Below are 21,838 nucleotides of genomic sequence, written 5' to 3' on the forward strand. Positions count from 1 at the left end.
GTAAAATTGTTAGTTAAAAAAACAAACATCATTCAATCTAATAATGGGAAACTTATGTTAAATAATCAAAGAATCGTGGTGACTCCGTCCTCTGGAATTGGTACGCTACGTAAAAATTTAATAGAGACAATTGGCTATGAAAGAACGAAAACATTTCTGATTCGTTATGGGTGGAATTTAGGAGTAAGTGATGCTACGGTACTGATGCAAGAAATGGAAGGAGCTTCACTCAATGAGATTATTATGGAAGGCCCAAAACAACATATGTTAATGGGACATGCCATAATAGAAGGTATCATCATAAAATTAGATTCTAAAAATAATCATTTTCATATGGAAGGCACTTGGTTGAACTCTTATGAGGCACAAGAACATATTCGCCTTTTTGGAATTAGTAATGAATCAGTTTGTCATATATTAGTAGGATACGCGAGTGGATACACATCAAAGGTGTTAGGGACAACGGTTATTTTTAAGGAAAAAACGTGTGAAGGTAAAGGGGCAGAATTTTGTCTTTGGGTGGGGAAAACATTAGAAGATTGGAATGGAGAAATAGATCAGGAATTAGGATTTTTTAAAGAGAATAATCTAATTAATGAACTCGAAAATGCGTATGAGCAGATTGTTGTCGAACGTGATAATCTTAATCAAACATTTGTTTTTCATAAGAACCTAATGGAGCAAATCATGCTAGGTAAAGACCTCCAGTCCATAGCCGAGATGGTCCACGAATTCCTTGGGGTGCCTATATTGATTGCAAATCAAAACAAACGTACTCTTGCTTCAATTGGATTAACAGCAAAAGATATTGAAAATTACTATGGTGAATTAACAAAATGGTTCAAGAATAACAATAAAGAGGATGTTGAAAAAAAGCTCCGAAACAAGCGCGATTTAGATAAACCTCATATTCTTACTAAGCTTATATCAGTTGCTGAGGATCAACACTATCTCGTGTCACCAATCATTGTTCGTCAAAAGCTGGTTGGCTACTGCACGTTAATCTTAAAATGTAAGGAAATAAAAGACATCAACCGCATGATTTTAGAAAGAACGGCTTCCGCTAGTTCAATTTACTTATTAAGTCAGCAGATAGCCATCGAAACAGAGCAGCGTTCTCGTGGATATTTTTTAGAACAAATTATTAGTAAACAATTAACGAAGGAAGAAATATTAAAATGGGGTAATTATGTTGGAATTGATTTAGAAGATTCTTTTTATGTGGCTGTGTTAAATAAAATCAGCAAAAATAAAAGGATGATAAAAAAAGATCAACTAGAATTTAACGAACAATTAATTGGGAACCTATCAACGTATTTTACTAAGAAGAAAGCACGTTTTCTTATCGGTCAAAGGTTGGATAATATTGTGATTTTGATCCAAGAGAAATTTATAAAAGAGCAAGGAACAGAAGTCCCTGTATTTTTCGAGGAAATCCTTGAATACTGTCAAACAATGTATCGAGCAAAGAACTTCAAAATAGGGATTAGCTTGTGCTCTAATTCAATAGAAACAACCGATCAGCAATATGAGGAAGCATTGGCAGCTTTTCAAATGGCAAGTCTACAAAGGCGAATCATTTCTTATGATGGACTAGGAGCAGTAGGGATATTAATTCAGGCTGGTAATGAAAGCGTTATCAAGAGATTTACCGAAAATCAGCTTGGAAAATTAATAAACTATGATAAGAAAAAGGGGACTGAATTTATTAGAACCCTTTATGTCTACCTTTCCCATGGTGGAAACCTAGAAATAACAGCTTCCACTATGGCTTTATCAATAAGTGGCTTACGATACCGCTTGCAAAAAATTGAAAACCTGCTTAACGTTGATATTCGAAATCCCCATATTAATTATCAACTTTACCTGGCAATCCAATTATTAATTGTTAACGGAGAGTTAAATCTCGATCTATGACGAAAACTACATACAAGATAAAAAGGTGAAAAGCAGCTAAATTCTTTAGCTGTTTTTTAATGTCCTTTTATAAGATAAAATGGAAATGAGAGGTTGAACCGATTAAAATTGAAAGTGAAATGCTTGTGCAACTAAAGAAATAAAGCAGAAAAAGGGGAAAGGTCCGTGCTGATCTCGCAGGTTAAACCAGATATAAAATCAATCGTGCATTTCTTTGATAACCAACATAATTTTTTTACGGAGTTGGAGGTATACTTCACCCAAAATAACCAGAAATTACGGGCAATTTTATTGTTCCCGTTTCATAATAAAGGTCGTTTCTTATTAGAAAAAGTACAAATTTATCATCATGATCAATGGGCCCCAAAAAAGGGGGATCCTTATCATTTTGGGATGGCTCTTGCTGACCACTACTCGGTAGAATTGGTAGGGGGAAAAATAAGTGCAAGTGAACGGAATGCCAAAAATCAGTTAGAAAGACGATTTCGTTCACTCGTCACACAGCTTGCATCAAAGCTAAAAGAGGAACTACCACCTTTTTATAAAACTGAATGTGGGATTAGTCCAGATTTCTTAAGCATCACCACCAAGTTTGAAGTGAACGAAGAGATCATTGCAGGGAGAATTGAAACCAATTTTTATTATCCACATACTGTAGATGATAAAAAATATTTTGAAGAACTGTTAGAAAAGAATGTCTCAGCAAATCTAGAAAATTTAGAGAAGTTTCATCTAGTCCTGTCGGAAAAGATTAAGGAGCAAAAGGTATATATCACCACAATACCTATATTAAATCCTATTTCCGAGGAGACCTATCCAAATGATGTTATGGATGTTTCTATCCACTCAGAGGGGCACTGCCTAATCTGTGATTTGCCCGCCGTTAGTAGTATAAATTCTACTGTAAAAATAAACCTGAAGGAACTTGAACGTCATATTGAGGACCTTCTTATTATGGTAGTTGGGGATCAATTTATTTGCAAGAACTGCAATAGTTTAGTCAAAAAAGATAAGACAATCATAAAGGATGTTCAAACCGGTCAGCTTTTGGCAGAGAGGTATATTGATGAGCTGAGCGTTCTTGGTTATATGAATAATCAAGAACAAATGCAAAGGGTATTAAATGTTGTGGTGGATTACCATGTTTACTTCCGTGAGTTTGAGGAACAATTTTGGAGTGCCTTTTCATTTGTTGCGACGGTGAAATGGGAAACCTTTTCCAATGAGTTAACAAGGAAAGAGCTAGAAATTGCTTTGCAAGACTTTGTCCCTGAAATTCCAAGTGGCGTTACAAAAGAAAAGCTGATGGCGGTGCTTAAAAAGCTCAATCTTACAGTAGAAGAAAAACAAGCCTTTTGGCGTAAAGCAAATCAAGTAGTCGTTACACATTACTTATATGTAACTGTATTCGGCTGGGATATGAAACAAGAGTTTGCTATATTAGGCAAAAACCGAGCAGAGTTTATTTTTCAATACCTACCTTTCCCAACAGAATTAGCACCATATGTCCAAGGTTTTGCTGCTTACTTTTCCAAAAATGGATCACAAGAGGTTCTGAAGCTGCATAAAACGTTGGACCATCAGCACCAGCAGATCCGCCAGCTTCAACAGGAAAATGGTCGACTAACTCAAAAACTAGGCCAAGCCTATTCTCGAAATAGTGAATTAGAGCAAGCGTCCGTTAATCTTTCAAGTGAAGTTCGAAATAAAGGTGATATATTAAAAATCCAACAGTTAAAAGGGCTGATTGAGGAACTTAAAACAGAGCTTTCACTTGTAACAGTCCCATTAGAGGAAGAAGAACAAACCGAGGAGATGCTCTTAACTGAAGAGCGTATTAAACAAGAACCTATTACGATTGAAGGCTTTTTTCAAGAAAAGAAAATTCTGATTCTAGGTGGTAACAGAGGTAAACAGATTAAAGAGGAGAATGGATATACTATTCTTACTCATGATGGGAGAATTCTTGACCCAGCTTTTTATGAGTTATTGAAGACAGCTGACATCATCATTGTTCTTACTCACCTTATTTCTCATCGAGCCATGTGGGAAGCAAAGGAATTTGCCATTTTAGAAGAGAAACCGATTTACTACTCAGCCTTTACGAATATCCCGACAATTCTTAGTGAAGTGGCTAATCTCCCTAGTTGAACTAGGCCAAATTAGAGGTTTATTCTTTTGACTTTTTCTTAACCATCTAATATACTTGCTTAAAGTAAAAAAAGTTTCCCATGTGAAACTTTTTAACAATTAATTCAAAGGGGGTTGGAATTTTGCCTGATTCGAATGAATCGACTCAATCTGCTTCGGACTTTTTAGGAAATCATTCAAAAGGGATAAAAAAACTCCTCCCTTTTTTAGGTCCAGCCTTTATCGCCGCTGTTGCCTATGTTGACCCTGGAAATTACGCAACCAATATAACAGCAGGTTCTAAATATGGCTATACTTTATTATGGGTAATCGTTGTTTCAAACTTAATGGCAGGTCTAATCCAGTCATTGTCTGCTAAATTAGGGATTGCCACAGGTAAAAATCTCCCTGAACTTTGCAGACAACAATTTTCAAAAAAGTTTTCCTTCTTATTGTGGTTGCAAGCTGAAGTAGTTATTATAGCAACGGATCTAGCAGAATTTATTGGAGCCGCCCTAGGAATCTATTTACTTTTTGGTATTCCTCTTATTACATCAGCCATTATCGCAGCAATCGTTTCATTTGCTATTTTAGAATTTCAACGTAGGGGTTATCGGAGGTTCGAGGCAATTATTATCGGAATGTTATTTGTTGTAGTGATTGCGTTTGGTGCTCAAGTTTTTTATGCAAAACCTGATTCTTCAGCGCTTCTTTTAGGTTTAATCACACCGAAATTTGAAGGGGTAGATAGTATTTTGTTATCTGCAGGGATGCTTGGCGCAACTGTCATGCCACATGCTATTTATCTTCATTCTGCTTTAACTCAAGTAAGAATTGTTGGGAAAAATGATGTTGAACGAAAACAGATTTTCCAATTTGAACAAATCGATATTATTATTGCCATGTTCATTGCAGGTGGAATAAATGCAGCCATGTTAATCGTTTCTGCTGCCCTGTTTCATAAAAATGGCCTACTCGTTGAGGATTTAGATGTTGCTTTTCACCAATTTGGTACCATGCTTGGACCTAACATAGCGATTCTTTTTGGGATTGGATTATTGTTTGCGGGACTATCTAGCTCTTCAGTAGGTACGATGACAGGTGAAATAGTGATGCAGGGATTTATTAAGAGACATATACCTGTTTATTTGCGAAGGGTTATTACGATGCTTCCTCCCTTAGTAATTATTTTAACAGGGATTAACCCATCTAAAGCACTTGTCATGAGCCAGGTCGTCCTCTCGTTTGGGATCGCCTTTGCATTAGTGCCCCTCATCATGTTTACAGGAAATAAAAAAATCATGGGTAATCTTGTTAACCATCGATTCACGTCGATCTTTGCATGGCTAACCGCTTTCCTCATTATCGGGCTAAATTTGTTTCTGCTTTTCAATGTGTTTTAGCTAAGTAGAATGTTTTGCTAATAGAGTGATATAGTATTAGATGGTCTTGGATCAAATTCGTCATGTACTTGATGCGAAGGAACGATCCTTCGCCACCGGTTCTAATATTTAATGAGGAAAATAAAAGCTGCTTTTTTAGGTAGCTTTTTATTTTGGAAAATGATAATTTATGACTATCTAACAAATAATAGATTGGTACTGTGCAATAAACACATCAAGTCGTTGGCTAATCTTGATTGTTTTTTCACTTTGAAGTCCTTCTTTGATGCCAATTTGGATCATTTCTTTTCTAAGTGATTCAATTGTCCGCATAATTTCGCAACTGTCAACTTTAATTGGCATTAATATCATTAATTGTCTCCTTTTTACAGTGTATATTTTACAATTTAACATGAGTTTGGTAGGAAAATCAGTGATATTTCCCACTACGAGTGAAATATTTTTTAAAAATAAAGAGTTTTTTTTAGCAGCTACATTGAAGAAAAATGCCAATTTAAACGATAAAATAAACTCGGAACAATTCCCTAAGGTTGCGTGTATGAACGATTTTGGTTAGGATTATATTTTAAGCTTTGAAAAGAGGGTAGAGAATGAATAAAAAATCCATTTATGGTCTGACATTTGATCAATTGGAAGCTTGGCTTCTAGAATATGGGCATAGAAAGTTTCGAGCCTCACAAGTTTGGGATTGGCTCTATCGAAAGCGGGTAACGGATTTCTCTGAAATGATTGATGTCAATTCAGATTGTATTCAATTATTAGCGGATCATTTTGTTATCCAAACTTTAAATGAGCATATTAAACAAGAATCAGCAGATGGTACGATTAAGTTTTTATTCAAGTTACAGGATGGGAATTTGATTGAAACAGTGTTGATGAGACATAAATATGGTCTATCGGTTTGTGTCACAACCCAAGTAGGCTGTAATATAGGTTGTAGTTTTTGCGCGAGCGGATTATTAGTGAAAAATCGCGATTTATCCAGTGGGGAAATAGTGGAACAAATTATGAAGGTTCAACTTCACCTCGATCATTTGGAAAAAGGTGAAAAGGTAAGTCATATTGTGGTGATGGGCATTGGTGAGCCCTTTGATAATTTTGAAAACCTAGTCAACTTCTTGAAAATTATTATTGACCAAAAAGGACTTGAAATAGCTGCCAGACATATCACGGTATCAACTAGCGGACTAGCCGAAAAAATTTATGATTTCACCGATACCAAATTGCCAGTGAACCTAGCGATCTCATTACATGCGCCAAATAACGAACTTCGATCACGGATTATGAAAATAAATCGTGCCTATCCATTAGAGGAATTAATGAAGGCTGTAGATTATTATTTAGAAAATACGAACCGAAGAATTACGTTTGAATATATCCTGCTAAAAGATGTGAATGATCATCGCGAAGAAGCACAGCAACTTGCTAACTTAATCGAAAATAAAAAATCATATGTTAATTTAATTCCATATAATCCTGTTGGAGAACACAGTCAGTATCAAAGAAGTGATGAGGAATCAGTGCTGGCATTTTATGATACGTTGAAAAAGAATGGAGTAAATTGTGTGATACGGCAAGAACATGGGACTGATATTGATGCAGCCTGTGGGCAGTTGAGGAGCAAACACAATAAATAGTCATAAAAAAAAAGGTACTCACCTCAGAGTACCTTTTTCTATGCCTACTTTGTTGTGAAAAGCCCCGAACCAGATTCTGGAACGGTAAGGCCCAGACGCTGCAGATGCTTTCGAATCCCGCTTCGTTCCCATGTTTGAAGAAAAGATCCCTCCAAAACATTCTTTGGATAGAAAATCCCGATATTAGTAAGCTCCTCAAATGTAAGGCCTTGACGAACATACTTCTCAATCGTTTCATCCCGTTTATCAATAATGGCCAGAAATCGGTCCATCGCTTGTTGAAATTCTTGTTTGGTGAAGGTCCCTTTTTGGTGTCCGGTAATGAATGTATCTGCATCAATAGTAAGCAAGCGTTTTCCAGATTCAATAAAATCCTCAATATTGCCATCGGTACCATTGTACCAGGGTCCAAACGATGTCATGTCATAATCAGCGACATAAGCAACACCCAATTCAGGGAAGTAGGGGCACGAAAATCCTTTTGTATGTCCCGGTGTGTGTAAAAATATAATCTTTACGCCACCAAATGAATATTCCATTTCATACTGATAAGAACCGGAAATTTCACTAAGGTTTTGCACCCATTCTTTTGGAATGGATTTTCGAAACATTTCAATCCCGTTGGTACCCCATTCCTGATACACGCCATAAGCCTCGGCGACACCTTCAATGGTTTTAATATTTTCAAATTCAATTGGATTGATCCATTTTGGTGTATTGGCAAATAAATGGTTGTGAGTGGTATGGTCGGGATGATAGTGGGTATTGAGGACCAATTCAATTCCGTATTGCCGTTGGATGTCTAACAGTGCTTTAGGATCAGCCCCTGAATCGATCAACACCTTCTCAGGACAATCAATAAACAGACTTCGTGAATAGGGGACTTTACTATTGTTTGGACCTTCCACAATCATAATCGGGCCAATTCGATTCATGTTTTCACCTCAGATTAGATAAATTTTCTTAGAGTAGTTTATTGGGGATATAAGATAGTGAGCATTCTTGAATAATGAATGACTGTTCATTCAATTATTGTATCACAATTGAGTTACACACGACACAAACCTAACTCGGATGGATTCCATTTAGTAAAAAAGTCTGGTAAATTCCATAGAAATATAGTTGGAGTCCAGAACGTATTTATTTTTAACCAGGGGGTTAGCCAACCTAGAATAACTAGAGCATTGCCGTATCCTATAACGGGGTGGAGAAAATAAGATTTGCAATTGCCTGTATCCTGGTATCGTGGATTTGGTTTTTTAGTCTTGCTGTAGTTGGGAGGCATGCGGGGAAATTAACGAATTCACGAAGATTTGTGGCTAGCTTAAATAAAATTTCTGCCATTATCATGTGGGGGACAGCTATTTATTTCATCTGTTCGTTTTTATTTGAATATATTTATTCAGATACCTAAACAAAGATAACCTTGCTAAACGCAAGGTTTCTCCTCTGGTAAGTCCGTTTTTTACTGAGGAAAATCAAATTTCAACCATTCAGTTTGTGGACCGAAATCGAGTTAGTGCCGTTATGATTAACTTTTACCAGAAAAGTTAACGCGAAAAGCATACATATTGCTGCGGTGTAAAACAATATTCCAAAACCAAATAAATCAATTAAAAGTCCTAATGTTGGCGGTGAGATGATGGCTGCTAATGAAGAAACCAAATAATATAAGCCTGTTCGTGTTCCAAAACTGTGTTCACTCCCTGTTGAAACAATAAACGGGTAGGCATTGATATTTATACACGCCCAAAACATTCCGCCAACCAATAAAATCATTCGTAAGAAAAAGACCGATTTAACCCAATTTAATAGGAGGAAAACGAAAAATAATCCTAAAATACCAATTAAGATTATTTTTTTCATACCGTATTTTGCGCCTAGCACCCCGCTTGGTATGGCCGATAGGACAAAGCTTAAAGAAAAAAAGGCTAATGAAAATGCTGAAGCACTTTTTGTTAAACCAAGGCCATTTACTCCATATAAAGTAAATAATGCCTCCATCCCTTGGATTGCAATAAACCAGAAAAAGAGAGCGGCTAACAAATATATGGTTGTTGAATTTAATTCCTGTTTATAGTTGATTTCTGGTTCAGTTGAAACAGAATATGAAATAGCATCCCTGTTTTCTTTTATATTGATAAAAATTACCCATAAAGCCACTAAAAAAATGACCGAAACCGCCAAAAAAGGAAGGGATTCATCAATATTATAAAGGTAAGCACCTACACTAAACGCTAAAATCGCACCGCAACCTCCCATGAAATTAATCACTCCGTTTGCTTTTGTCCGTCCAACTACAGGAGTAATATCGGGCATTAGGGCAATGGTGGGTGAACGGAAAACGGCCATAGATAAGTTCATACATACCATAAAGATGATTAAAGTAACTAAACTATTGTGGAAAGGAATAAGAGCAAAAAATAAGGCAGCAATCGGGATTCCAACAAGCAAATAAGGCATGCGGCGACCATATCGTGTATTAGTACGATCGCTTCGCTCCCCGATATAGGGTTGTAAAAATAAGGCGATATAATTATCAATCGTCATCAGAAATCCGATTAATGCCGTACTTGAAAGGTAATCGTTAAGGAAAAAAGGAACAAATCCATTATATAGTGACCATCCTAAACTAATGCTAAAAAATCCAAACCCCAGCAGCCATGTTTTTTTCATAGCAGTCTCCTTTAGAGGTCAATTCAATCCAATCACAACCAGTATGGTAAAGGAAAGTTTTAAATTTAGAATAATAATACAAATGTTTTGAGCAGTGCGTAAAGCGGTAGCTTTATTCATCATATTCCTAGATACATCCTCCTCAGAAGTATTTTTTTAGGTGGAATGGAAAATAATAATGATTTTTCATCAAATCTAAATTCTGAACATGATAAAATTAAGTTAATCGATTACTAATGTAGGAGGAATAACATGAAGAAACTGATCGAAACTAGCGAGTATGCCCCGTATTATTCAAAATATATAAACGATGTTCCTCAAGGGGATATTATTGATATCTTAGCTCAACAAAATGAAGAGACCATATGTCTTCTTCAAGACATTTCTGAAAATCAAGCTCATTTCCGATATGCACCTGAAAAATGGACTTTAAAAGAAGTAATCGGTCATATGGCGGATACTGAGCAAATAATGGGCTATCGACTTCTTTCAATCGCTCGTGGGGAAATCATTTCCTTACCTGGTTTTAATGAAAATGAATATGTTCGTAACGCTTCATTTAACAATCAGACTGTGAAGGCTCTTATTCAAAATTTGTCAATTATCCGCCAATCCACAGTACATTTGCTAAAGAGCCTTACCAGTGAAGCATGGGTGCGGAAAGGCATAGCAAATAATTCAGAAGTAACCGTTCGTGCACTAGCCTATATTATTGCCGGTCACGAATTACATCACCGCAAAATAATAACTGGAAGGTACATTAATTCAGTGGAGTTTCCAAGTAGTTAAATAGCATCAAATTATACACATGTTACTAGTGAAATTAGCTGTAATATTGTTTCTGGAAAAAAATAAAAATCCCCACCTTTGGTGAGGATTTTTATGGTTAACGATGTTCTAGCAAAAAATTACGTCCGTATGGTCCGTGGTCAATCACAGCTGGATTTTCAATTTGTACTGTTGAATGTTTGATTCCATACTTTTCTTTTAATAGTTTGTTAATAGCCGTAATCGCACACAAATGTTGACTTTGTTCGCGAATAAATACATGTGCAGTTAAAGAGTAGTGGTCTGTTGTAACAGCCCATAAATGCATTTCGTGAACATCTTCAACGCCTTCTACCGTGCTAATATCTTGTCGAATCGAATCAAGGTCAAATTTTTCTGGCACTGATTCCATCAAAATATAGTAAGATTCTCGGATAATTTTCGCACCACCAATTAAAATAACGGCTCCAATGATCATACTGATTAAAGGATCAAGGATTGAAAGACCTGTAAAATGAATTAAAACAGCGGAAATGATAACACCGACTGAGTTAAGTAAGTCCCCAATAAAGTGCCAGAGTGCACTTTTGATATTCAGATTTTCCTCAGCCTTCGTACTGCGAACTAAAACGATAGTAAGAACAATGTTTACAACCAAGCCAATCGAGGCAACGGTTAACATTAATTGAAGGTCAATTTCTGTTGGGTTTACGATACGTTTTATCCCCTCAACAAAAATTCCAATAGCGATGACCGCCAATGCAAGGCCGTTAATAAACGATGCCAATATTTCAAACCGAAGGAATCCGAAAGTATATTTCTTATTGGGCTTCCAGGTTGCCATATAAATAGCTGTCATACTCAACCCTAAAGACAATACATCGGACATCATATGAGCTGAATCGGATAATAGAGCCAGGGAATGCGATAACAAACCACCAACGACCTCAACAAGAGTAAAAAACAGCGTCAGAATGAGTGTGATCCACAGAGTTTTCTTCGATGTATTCTGGGATTTTACGTGATTTAGATGGTGGTAATCATAATTCTTCAAAATATTCCCTCCGTATTTGGAATTATTATAATATTGATAATACTCCAGAACTGGATCAACGTCAAATTTTAATTGAGAATATTATAGTTTAATTGAGAATGATAATCAGGACTGCACTCGAATAAATATAGAATTACAAAACATTAACTAGTTAACAATGATAACTATTATTAAGTGATTATAATTTTACGAAAATTTAAAGTGGTTCAGCACCCGCAAAGTTCGAAGCGTGTTCCACCTACTTGGTTCACCAGGTTTCTCCATTTCAAAAAAAACCTGACCTGGATGCTTTCCTTGAAGGGGCCATGTCCCATCATTTCGTTTTTTGCTTTGGATAATCAAAAGGGCATCATTCATCCTTGGGTCATAAGGAGTTTGTGAAGCACGAAAATAATCAAGTGCTCTTAATATGTCAAATCTCCATCTGGAAGGATGCGATAGTAGAAGCATTTTTTTATCAATTATTTCTCCAGTCTTGTCTGATTTAAATAATCTGTGTTTTAGGATAAACTCTCTTGATTGGTTTTCGGCAACTTGCAATTCGGGCAATCTGTATTTATAGCCATGAAGTGAATACTCTACTATACCCTCTAAGACAGAAAGTGTAGAATGTAATGAACTATGGACCGCCCCTTTTCTGTTTGATTGACAGTTAAACCCACCATCACTCATATGTTGGGATAGAATAAAGTCAACAATGGATTTTAACTCATGTTCAGGAACCCCAAAATAAGAAGCGTAATTCATCACCATTCCATTGATGCAAACATCACTTTTCCTTAGTGTTCCAATTGGATATATACCACCGTCATTTCCCTTTCTTTGATCAAATATCAGGCGCAGGCTTTCCTTAATTTCTTTATTTTCTGGAGAAATACCCAGATTTTTCAATTCTAACAGTGTGTAATGTGAACATGTCCATTTTGGTTGGTAAAAACCACGACCCCAGTAACCGTCCATTTTCCTGAATGTTAAATATATAACTCCCCATCCTTCTTGTTCGATCCTGTCCCTTAGTGATTTAAGGGTTACTCTATCGGATTTCAAGATATCTCGGTGAGTCTGATATTGTATGGATACATCCCCGTTTAAAAGCCAGTTTATAACTCGGGACTCTTGTTCCATTATGTAAACTCCTATCATTTTTATCTTTGTCTTTTATTTTACTTGAAAATTATTTTTTATGTTAATAAAATCCTACTCACTTTGTTTTTTCTGTCCAAAATCAACACTTCTCTTATTTATATTTGAAGGAAATTAATACTAAAATAGCGAAGATTGATAATAATAAACTATTGTAAAGTAATTTTAAAAAACTTTGTACAGATGTCGAATGTCGTGAGTATTTGTACAAAACAAAAAAGGGGGTGAACAATTTGTTTAGAAGATATACACCAAAAATAGAAGGTATAAACGCCGTGTCAGAGCTGAAAAAAATATATGTCGGTGGAGTAGAGCAATGGCTTTTAATTAGAGGAGAAAATAAACATAATCCATTATTGTTAATGGTACACGGAGGTCCCGGTGCTGCACAGATTGGCTTTAATCGAGACTACCAACAAGAACTAGAAAAACATTTTATTGTTGTGAACTGGGATCAAAGGGGTGCAGGTTTATCGTATTCCAAAAAGATTCCAATTGAGACGATGAATATAGAACAATTTTTATATGATGTAATTGAAGTAACGGTCTATATAAAAAAATCTTTTCAAAAAGAAAGGATTTTCTTATTAGGGCATTCTTGGGGAAGTATGTTAGGGATATTAGCAATAAACCAACATCCTGAGCATTTTATTCACTATTTTGGTGTTTCTCAGGTAGTGAGTATGAGTAAGGCAGAGCAATTATCCTATGAATTAACATTGGAAAGAGCAAGAGAATTAAACAATCAAAAAGCAATAAAAGAACTAAAGGAAATTGGGAAACCACCATGGAACACTTTTAAACATGATCGGTTACATCAGAAATACCTTGAATTATTTGGGGGTGGAATCTCACGTAATGGAAAATTAGTATATGAATTTTTAATAAAACTATTTAAAGGCCAAGAATATAATATATTTGATATTGTAAATCATTTAAGGGGACAATTTTTTAGCATGAAAGCCATGAATGAGGAGTTGAGAACATTTGAGTTGGAAAATGTGATTCAAAAGGTCGAAATTCCTGTTTCATTCTTAATGGGTAAATATGACTTAACCATTCCACATTCACCAACAAAAGAATTTTTTGACCAACTTCAAGCACCAAGTAAAGAATGGCTTTCCTTCGAGAAATCGGCCCATTCACCTAATTATGAAGAAGTGGACAAATTTACTGAGATTGTCTTAGATAGAAAGAGTCAATATGAATAACCAAAATGCTTAATTAAACAGCAAAATTGGAGAATCTGAAGGGTACCGATAATATTGTCTAATCGCAAGGGAAATCCCTTTCGCAATATTGGTGGCCATCGTATAAATAAGATTCAGGTTCGTACATAGGAGAGAGCATTCTACAGTTGGGTCATGTTCCAAAACGACACCCATGACGCTGCAATCTCCAATAGGAGAAAGTCTATTACCAAGACCAATACCGGGTAATAAAGAACCTTCTCTAACAAAAATCTTATTTAATAATCCTTCTGTACCGAGTACACTATCAATCGCAACTACAAAACTGTTGTTTGGTATGGTGATTTGCGAAAACGCTGGGATAATGGTTGTAGCATCTAAAGGATCATGAAGATTTCCGAGAACGGTTAGATGACTTGGATATAAATCGAACAGTAGAGTACCGACAAAAGGTCCAAGGCTGTCACCATTAATCTTATTTGAACCAATCCCCACGACATAAATATGCTGTGTACCTTCTGGAATGAGAGAATATAGGGTATCACGAATGAATAGCGGTGCAAGTCTATGATTATAAGGAATGATTCTTTCAACCATTGTTAGATTACCGTCCACTAAATCAACATGCATGTTAAACCCACCTCACCGATCTATCCATCAATACATTTCCATATATAAAAGAGATCAATTTTGAGAACAATATTAGATAATTCAATATTCTCCATTTGTTCCAATTAATCCTTCCATACAAAAGGGTTCCCAGCATATTGTTTTTATCATAAGTATTTACTTATGATGGATATAACAAAGACTGATTTGACTTATCGGAATAGTATATCTAAGATAATATTAATCAATGTTTTCGCTGATAAAATGATGAACAATAAATGTTTAAACCAGTCAATATAAATAGAAAAATGACGTGAGGTGGAAATCGTTGCAACTTCAAGTAATGAACAGTCCTTTTAATAAGGAACAGGCAGAACTACTTAACCGTCTTCTGTCAACACTAACAGAATCACAAAAAATTTGGCTGAGCGGTTATCTGGCAGCTTCTCAATATGCCTCTACTCAGGTAACACCAGTAGCATCGGTGGCAGAAGTTAATACTAATAAAATAGAACTGGCAATTTCTAAAGAAGTCACCGTTCTGTATGGTTCACAGTCTGGTAATGCACATAAGCTTGCGGAGACTGCCGGAAAAGCTTTAGCGGGGCGAGGTTTTCAAGTAACCCTCTCATCCATGAGTGATTTTAAGGTTAACCATTTGAAGAAAGTCCAAAACCTGCTTATTATCGTGAGTACACATGGAGAAGGTGATCCCCCAGACAACGCTCTGTCGTTCTATGAGTTTCTTCTTGGCAGACGGGCACCTAAGCTTAATCATCTGAGCTATTCTGTTTTAGCGCTTGGCGACAGCTCATATGAGTTTTTCTGCCATACAGGGAAAGAATTTGATACTCGATTAGATGAACTCGGAGGGAATAGGCTTTATCCTCGAGTTGATTGTGACCTTGACTATGATAAACCAGCAGCAGAATGGATCGATGGAGTACTTGGTAGCTTAAGTGAGGCATCGATCGATTGTAGTGCACCTGCATTGGTATCAACAGAACTCCAACAGGCTGATTCGCTGTATTCTAGAACAAATCCATATAAAGCCGAAGTGCTTGAAAATATAAATTTGAACGGGCGCGGATCTAATAAAGAAACACGTCATCTTGAAATTTCCCTTGAAGGGTCTGGACTTACCTTTGAACCAGGAGATAGTCTTGGTGTGTTCCCTGAAAACGATCCAGAGCTTGTTAATATGCTTCTTCAGTTTATGAAATGGAATGCGGAAGAAATGGTGACGGTCAATAAACAGGGAGATGTTCTTCCGCTTAAGGAAGCTCTTATTTCTTCCTTTGAAATCACCGTTTTAACCAAGCCACTTTTAGAGAAGGCGGCTGAACTGACAACGAATGAGGATTTATGGGAACTCATATTACCGGAGCATGTAGAAAAATTAAAATCATATATTAAAGGTCGCGATTTGCTTGATATGGTTCGTGACTTTGGACCTTGGAATGGATCGTCACAAGAGTTTATTGCGATTTTGCGAAAAATACCATCCCGCCTTTATTCGATTGCAAGTAGTATCTCAGCAAATCCAGATGAAGTACATTTGACAATTGGGACGGTCCGCTATGAAACACACGGCCGTGAACGAAAAGGAGTCTGCTCCATTTTAACAGCAGAACGTCTCCATCCAGGGGATACACTGCCAATTTATATTCAACATAATCAAAACTTTAAGCTTCCAAAGAACTCAGATACACCGATTATCATGGTTGGACCTGGAACTGGCGTTGCTCCATTCCGCTCTTTCATACAGGAGCGCGAAGAATTAGGTGCAAAAGGGAAATCATGGTTGTTCTTCGGCGACCAGCATTTCGTTACGGATTTCCTTTACCAGACCGAATGGCAAAAGTGGGTAAGAGACGGTGTGCTTACGAAAATGGATGTTGCGTTTTCACGTGACACAGATGAAAAAGTTTATGTGCAGCATCGTTTGCTTGAACACAGCAAGGAATTGTTCAAATGGCTTCAAGAAGGGGCCGTCGTTTACATTTGTGGTGACAAGAAACACATGGCTCATGACGTTCACAATACGTTACTTACGATTATAGAAAAAGAAGGCAATATGAGTCGAGAGAAAGCAGAAGCCTATCTTGCCGACTTACAGCAGCAAAAACGGTATCAACGGGATGTATATTGATCAGCCAGTTTTGCTAAATGGTTTCTGCTATAACTAACGGTTGACCATTGTCTGTTTTTGTCGAATTATCGATATCTCGGTGTTTTTTATTGATATATACTAGTTTTTTCTTGATAAATGTAAATTTTTTTCGATAAGAGCTCCATTTTCATCGATAAAAGTGAATTTTTCTAGATAAATGATTCTAAGCCCGGAAAACAAGTGGAAATAGCTATCCATATTTTGGATTGAGAGGAGTTTTTCGCCATGGTGAACACAAAATTAACAGCACCAGACGGCCCACCAAGTGATGTTGAGGGAATAAAAGAAAGAAGTAACTTTTTGCGCGGGACTCTTAAGGAAGTGATGCTGGATCGCCTTAGTGCTGGCATCCCCGAAGACGACAATCGCCTGATGAAACATCACGGTAGCTACCTGCAGGATAATCGCGACCTCCGCAATGAGCGGCAAAAGCAAAAACTAGAACCAGCTTACCAATTCATGTTGCGCGTTCGTCTCCCCGGTGGTGTTGCTACACCCAATCAGTGGCTTGCCATGGATGACCTTGCCCAAAGAAACGGGAATGGTACTTTAAAATTGACAACTAGGATGACGTTTCAAATGCATGGTATTTTAAAATGGAATATGAAAAATACCATTCAGGAAATTCATGCATCCCTTATGGACACAATCGCCGCCTGTGGAGATGTGAATCGAAACGTAATGTGCAACCCGAACCCCTATCAATCTGAAATTCATTCTGAAGTTTATGGTTGGGCGAAAAAATTAAGCGATGATTTACTGCCACGGACAAGGGCCTATCATGAAATTTGGCTAGATGAAGAAAAAGTGGCAGGTACACCAGAAATCGAAGATGTAGAACCAATGTACGGACCGCTTTATTTACCAAGGAAGTTTAAAATTGGTATCACCGTTCCCCCATCGAATGATATAGATGTTTTTTCCCAGGATCTGGGCTTAATTGCGATTGTAGAGAATGGGAAATTAATCGGTTTTAACGTGGCAATTGGCGGCGGTATGGGGATGACGCATGGCGATAAGGCGACCTACCCACAGCTAGCAAAAGTAATCGGCTTTTGCACGCCAGAGAAAATTTATGATGTGGCGGAAAAAGTAATAACGATTCAGCGCGATTACGGGAACCGTTCCGTCCGAAAAAACGCACGTTTTAAGTACACGGTTGATCGACTTGGACTGGAAACGGTCAAAACGGAACTAGAAAACAGACTTGGCTGGAGACTTGATGAAGCTAGGACTTTTCATTTTGACCATAACGGTGACCGATACGGGTGGGTGAAAGGTGTCCAAGGCAAATGGCATTTAACGCTGTTTATCCAAGGGGGCCGTATCGCAGATTTTGATGGTTACAAGCTGATGACCGGCTTGCGAGAAATCGCTAAAATCCATACTGGAGATTTCCGGTTGACGGGAAATCAGAACCTGATTATCGCTAATGTATCAAGTCAGAAAAAGAAAAAAATTAACGAATTAATCGAAAAATACGGTTTAACAGATGGAATGCAATATACAGCACTCCGTCGCAATTCATTGGCATGTGTTGCCCTTCCAACATGCGGATTGGCAATGGCCGAAGCAGAGCGTTATTTGCCTGAACTCCTCGAGAAGATTGAGGCAATTGTCGATGCAAATGGGCTGAGGGATGACGAAATTACCATTCGCATGACGGGCTGTCCAAACGGTTGTGCACGTCCAGCCCTCGGAGAAATCGGTTTTATCGGCAAAGCTCCTGGTAAATACAACATGTACTTAGGGGCGGCTTTTGACGGTAGTCGCTTAAGCAAAATGTATCGAGAGAACATCGGGGAAGAGGCTATTTTAAGTGAATTAAATGTGCTTTTTTCTCGCTTCGCCAAGGAACGGCAGGAAGGCGAACACTTTGGTGATTTTGTCATACGGGCGGGGATTATTGAAGCTACCACCGATGGTACGAATTTTCATCATTAATAAAAATGTTGGAGACAGGATTAAATTACTCCTGTCTTTTTTTTTTTGCCCAGGGACAATAATAATAAAATTTCCTTTTGTTTGATTCAATAATAAATCAAAATAGAAGAATTAATCCGAAAACGAATCGGAAATACCACAATTTGATTCAGAAATGAATTGTTTTTTTAATTAGGCCATTTTTAATCGTGATTATACGCTAAAAAATTTTGGCATGAAACTTGCAACTTCATTTATTAATACAAAAATTATCAGGAAAGGTTGTGTTTTACGATGTTAAAAGAAGTTAAGGTGGGCAAAGAATTAATGGAGTTGGATAAAAAACACTTTTTACATCCGACATCTTCAATTTCGCAACAACAAGAGAACGGCCCTAGGTTTATTTTTACAGAAGGAAAAGGAATTTACCTTACTGATATTTCCGGAAAAAAAGTCATTGATGGGATGTCCTCGCTTTGGAATGTAAATATTGGTCACGGAAGAGAGGAGATTGCACAAGTTGCTCAAGAGCAAATGACGAAGCTCGCGTTTACCTCATGTTTTGCTACTTTCAGCAATGAACCTGCTATTCGTTTAGCAGCTAAGCTTGCCTCGATAGCTCCTGGTGATTTGAATGCCGTTTTCTTTACTTCAGGTGGGTCGGAATCAAATGATACAGCATTTAAACTTGCTCGCCATTATTGGATATTAAAAGGACAGCCTAATCGTCAAAAAATTATCTCTCGTTCCAAGTCCTATCATGGGGTAGCTATGGGAGCTACAAGTGCAACGGGCTTAAAACCCTTCCGTGATTTTACAAATTCCATTTCACCAGACTTTTATTACGTAGAGGGTTCCTCGGTCGAAGCATTACGTGAAGAAATTGAAAAAGAAGGTCCCGAAACGATTGCTGCTTTTATTAGCGAACCCGTTCAAGGAGCAGGTGGCGTGAATATTGCTCCAAAAGGCTATTTTGAGGAAGTAAGAAAAATATGTAATGAATACGGTATTTTAATGATTGCCGATGAAGTCATTACAGGGTTTGGGAGAACTGGGAAATTTTTCGGAATGGAACATTATGGGGTTAGCCCTGATATGATGTGTTTCGCAAAAGGTGTAACTAGTGGATATGCCCAATTAGGAGGGGTAATCCTTTCTGACAAGATTCACAAAGATTTTATTGAACACTCTAGGGATACACTTTTACATGGTTACACATATAGTGGCCATGCGACGGCATGTAGTGTTGCCTTAAAAAATATTGAAATCATTGAACGTGAAAATTTAGTTGAGAATTCCAGACTTATGGGCGAAGAAATGTTAAAGGGTTTTAAATTTCTACAGGACAAACACCAGATTGTTGGAGAGGTAAGAGCTTTAGGTCTGATTGGTGGCATTGAAATTGTCAAAAATAACAAGACTGGAGAAAGGTTTGAAAATCAAATTTCACCGAAACTTGTTGCTGAAGCAGCGAAACGTGGGTTGATTGTTCGATCTGTAACCTTTGATCAAGATACACTTGTATTTGCCCCGCCACTTAATATTAACAAAGATGAAATTAATTTAATGATAGATATATTAGATGAGACAATTTCAGCAGTCGAGCAAGAAGTTTTATCAGCCTTTTAATAGATTAATATGAACCTTTTTATTTAGGCTGTGTTAAAGCTCAATGTTGATTGGAGTGGAAGGCGCGAAGACTCCTGCGGGAGCAGCGGGACAGGTGAGACCCCACAGGCGCTTAAGCGCCGAGGAGGCTCACCGCCCGCCCCGCGGAAAGCGAAGCGCCTGGAGCGGAAATCAACATTCTAGTTTAAGATAGCCTTTATTTAAAAATCAAAATAATGATAAGGGAGTGGATTTTATGATTATTGGGATACCCAAGGAAATTAAAAACAATGAAAATCGTGTCGGAATCACACCAGCTGGGGTAACTGATTTTGTGAAAAATGGTCATGAAATCTGGATTGAATCAGGAGCAGGTTTAGGCAGTGGTTTTACTGATCAAGATTTTACAAAAGCAGGTGCGACGATTGTTCATTCTGCTCAAGAAGCATGGTCGCAAAACATGGTCATGAAAGTGAAAGAGCCGCTTCCTTCAGAATATCAATATTTTCGTGAAGGCTTGATTCTATTTACCTATCTGCATCTTGCTCCGGAACCTGAGTTAACAGAGGCACTTGTTAAGAATAAAGTAATAGCAATCGCTTATGAAACTATTCAACTCCAAAATGGCTCCCTTCCATTATTAACACCAATGAGTGAGGTAGCAGGAAGAATGTCCGTTCAAATAGGGGCACAATATTTAGAAAAACATAAAGGTGGAAAAGGGGTCTTACTTGGAGGCGTACCAGGGGTGTCCCCAGCAGAAGTTGCCATAGTAGGTGGCGGTATAGTTGGAACCAATGCGGCAAAAATGGCAATTGGCTTAGGAGCAAATGTTACGGTTCTAGATACAAATGTTGACAGACTTCGCCAACTAGATGATATGTTCCAAGGAAGACTGACCACTCAGATCTCTAATTCTTATAATATTGCAGCATCCGTTAAAAAAGCAGATTTATTAATTGGCGCTGTTCTGATCCCTGGAGCCCGTGCCCCTAGAATTGTTACAGAAGAAATGATTAAAACCATGCAACCAGGTTCAGTTGTCGTTGATGTTGCAATCGACCAAGGGGGTTCAATCGAGACAATTGATCACATTACCACTCATAGTCAACCCACTTATGAAAAATATGGTGTGCTTCATTATGCGGTAGCAAATATTCCAGGTGCAGTCGCCCGAACATCAACTATCGCATTGACTAATGTTACTGTACCATATGGCGTTCAAATTGCTAACAAAGGCTATCAACAAGCTGCGTTAGAAAATAAGACGATCGCCTCGGGTATTAATGTAATCAAAGGGAAAATAACCTATGAAGCTGTGGCTAAAGCTCATGGCTACTCATACATCCCAATCGAGGAACTTTTAACAAATGAAATTGTTAATGTTTAAAAAAATAGCAAATGTCTAAATTTGTATCTTGGCATGAGTTTGGGTACTCCACATGACTCATGCCTTATATTCCACTCAACTTCTCAGAATAATGTTTATCTCCGATATCTAATCGCCAAAACCAACGACATTATATGAAAGCGCATACACTATGGTGTATCAAGGCTTCAACAAAAAATGTTTTTTCACAAGTCCAATAAAATATTGATATATTCAG

At 37.4% G+C, this 21,838-nt stretch carries 16 protein-coding genes; 10 read left to right on the top strand and 6 right to left on the bottom strand.

Annotation, left to right across the window (positions count from 1 at the left end; genetic code table 11):
* Positions 1-6: 6 nt before the first annotated feature.
* From B1NLA3E_RS08945 to B1NLA3E_RS08955, 3 genes are all read left to right on the top strand, one after another.
* Entirely contained in the window at positions 7-1,917 is a 1,911-nt protein-coding gene (locus B1NLA3E_RS08945) for a XylR N-terminal domain-containing protein (RefSeq protein WP_041580410.1), read from the top strand.
* A gap of 165 nt (positions 1,918-2,082) precedes the next feature.
* On the top strand, positions 2,083-4,068 hold the full coding sequence (locus B1NLA3E_RS08950; protein WP_015593519.1) for a DUF2325 domain-containing protein: 1,986 nt from the start codon (positions 2,083-2,085) through the stop codon (positions 4,066-4,068).
* 98 nt (positions 4,069-4,166) lie between these two features.
* On the top strand, positions 4,167-5,450 hold the full coding sequence (locus tag B1NLA3E_RS08955; RefSeq protein WP_041580411.1) for an Nramp family divalent metal transporter: 1,284 nt from the start codon (positions 4,167-4,169) through the stop codon (positions 5,448-5,450).
* Positions 5,451-5,627: 177 nt separating this feature from the next.
* On the opposite strand, the gene B1NLA3E_RS24730 is transcribed toward B1NLA3E_RS08955, so the two are convergent.
* The gene (locus B1NLA3E_RS24730) at positions 5,628-5,801 is read right to left on the bottom strand and encodes an aspartyl-phosphate phosphatase Spo0E family protein (RefSeq protein ID WP_144061446.1); all 174 of its coding nucleotides are present in this window, start codon (positions 5,799-5,801) and stop codon (positions 5,628-5,630) included.
* A 239-nt stretch (positions 5,802-6,040) separates the two neighbouring features.
* Here B1NLA3E_RS24730 and rlmN point away from each other — a divergent pair, with 239 nt between their 5' ends.
* Positions 6,041-7,087, top strand: a complete 1,047-nt coding sequence (gene rlmN, locus B1NLA3E_RS08960) for a 23S rRNA (adenine(2503)-C(2))-methyltransferase RlmN (RefSeq protein ID WP_015593522.1) — start codon at positions 6,041-6,043, stop codon at positions 7,085-7,087.
* Positions 7,088-7,131: 44 nt separating this feature from the next.
* Here the strand turns inward: rlmN and B1NLA3E_RS08965 are convergent, their stop codons facing one another.
* Both B1NLA3E_RS08965 and B1NLA3E_RS08970 read right to left on the bottom strand, forming a co-directional pair.
* The gene (locus tag B1NLA3E_RS08965; RefSeq protein ID WP_015593523.1) at positions 7,132-8,022 is read right to left on the bottom strand and encodes an MBL fold metallo-hydrolase; all 891 of its coding nucleotides are present in this window, start codon (positions 8,020-8,022) and stop codon (positions 7,132-7,134) included.
* Between the two features lie 550 nt (positions 8,023-8,572).
* Positions 8,573-9,763 (bottom strand): SLC45 family MFS transporter, encoded by a 1,191-nt coding sequence (locus B1NLA3E_RS08970; protein WP_015593524.1) that lies wholly within the window; start codon positions 9,761-9,763, stop codon positions 8,573-8,575.
* A gap of 252 nt (positions 9,764-10,015) precedes the next feature.
* Between B1NLA3E_RS08970 and B1NLA3E_RS08975 the strand changes: the two genes are divergently transcribed.
* Positions 10,016-10,552 carry a DinB family protein gene (locus tag B1NLA3E_RS08975; protein WP_015593525.1) on the top strand — a complete coding sequence of 179 codons (537 nt, stop codon included), beginning with the start codon at positions 10,016-10,018 and terminating at the stop codon, positions 10,550-10,552.
* Between the two features lie 97 nt (positions 10,553-10,649).
* Here B1NLA3E_RS08975 and B1NLA3E_RS08980 read toward each other — a convergent pair whose 3' ends face one another.
* A complete protein-coding gene (locus B1NLA3E_RS08980) occupies positions 10,650-11,585 on the bottom strand; it encodes a cation diffusion facilitator family transporter (RefSeq protein ID WP_015593526.1) in 936 nt (311 codons plus the stop codon).
* 186 nt (positions 11,586-11,771) lie between these two features.
* Complete coding sequence (locus B1NLA3E_RS08985) at positions 11,772-12,710, bottom strand: hypothetical protein (RefSeq protein WP_015593527.1); 939 nt, start codon at positions 12,708-12,710, stop codon at positions 11,772-11,774.
* Positions 12,711-12,952: 242 nt separating this feature from the next.
* On the opposite strand from B1NLA3E_RS08985, the gene B1NLA3E_RS08990 reads away from it, so the two are divergent.
* The gene (locus tag B1NLA3E_RS08990) at positions 12,953-13,939 is read left to right on the top strand and encodes an alpha/beta fold hydrolase (protein ID WP_442852652.1); all 987 of its coding nucleotides are present in this window, start codon (positions 12,953-12,955) and stop codon (positions 13,937-13,939) included.
* Between the two features lie 9 nt (positions 13,940-13,948).
* Here B1NLA3E_RS08990 and B1NLA3E_RS08995 read toward each other — a convergent pair whose 3' ends face one another.
* A complete protein-coding gene (locus B1NLA3E_RS08995) occupies positions 13,949-14,548 on the bottom strand; it encodes a DUF1256 domain-containing protein (protein ID WP_015593529.1) in 600 nt (199 codons plus the stop codon).
* A 307-nt stretch (positions 14,549-14,855) separates the two neighbouring features.
* Between B1NLA3E_RS08995 and B1NLA3E_RS09000 the strand changes: the two genes are divergently transcribed.
* The 4 genes from B1NLA3E_RS09000 to ald all read left to right on the top strand — a co-directional run bounded on the left by B1NLA3E_RS09000 (position 14,856) and on the right by ald (position 21,621).
* Positions 14,856-16,679: an assimilatory sulfite reductase (NADPH) flavoprotein subunit gene (locus tag B1NLA3E_RS09000; protein WP_015593530.1), complete on the top strand. Its 1,824-nt coding sequence runs from the start codon at positions 14,856-14,858 to the stop codon at positions 16,677-16,679.
* Positions 16,680-16,925: 246 nt separating this feature from the next.
* On the top strand, positions 16,926-18,644 hold the full coding sequence (gene cysI / locus B1NLA3E_RS09005) for an assimilatory sulfite reductase (NADPH) hemoprotein subunit (RefSeq protein WP_015593531.1): 1,719 nt from the start codon (positions 16,926-16,928) through the stop codon (positions 18,642-18,644).
* Positions 18,645-18,917: 273 nt separating this feature from the next.
* Positions 18,918-20,252: an aminotransferase family protein gene (locus B1NLA3E_RS09010; protein ID WP_015593532.1), complete on the top strand. Its 1,335-nt coding sequence runs from the start codon at positions 18,918-18,920 to the stop codon at positions 20,250-20,252.
* Between the two features lie 235 nt (positions 20,253-20,487).
* The gene (gene ald, locus B1NLA3E_RS09015; protein WP_015593533.1) at positions 20,488-21,621 is read left to right on the top strand and encodes an alanine dehydrogenase; all 1,134 of its coding nucleotides are present in this window, start codon (positions 20,488-20,490) and stop codon (positions 21,619-21,621) included.
* Positions 21,622-21,838 lie beyond the last annotated feature (217 nt).

The organism is Bacillus sp. 1NLA3E (genome assembly GCF_000242895.2).
GTDB lineage: Bacteria > Bacillota > Bacilli > Bacillales > Cytobacillaceae > Bacillus_BU.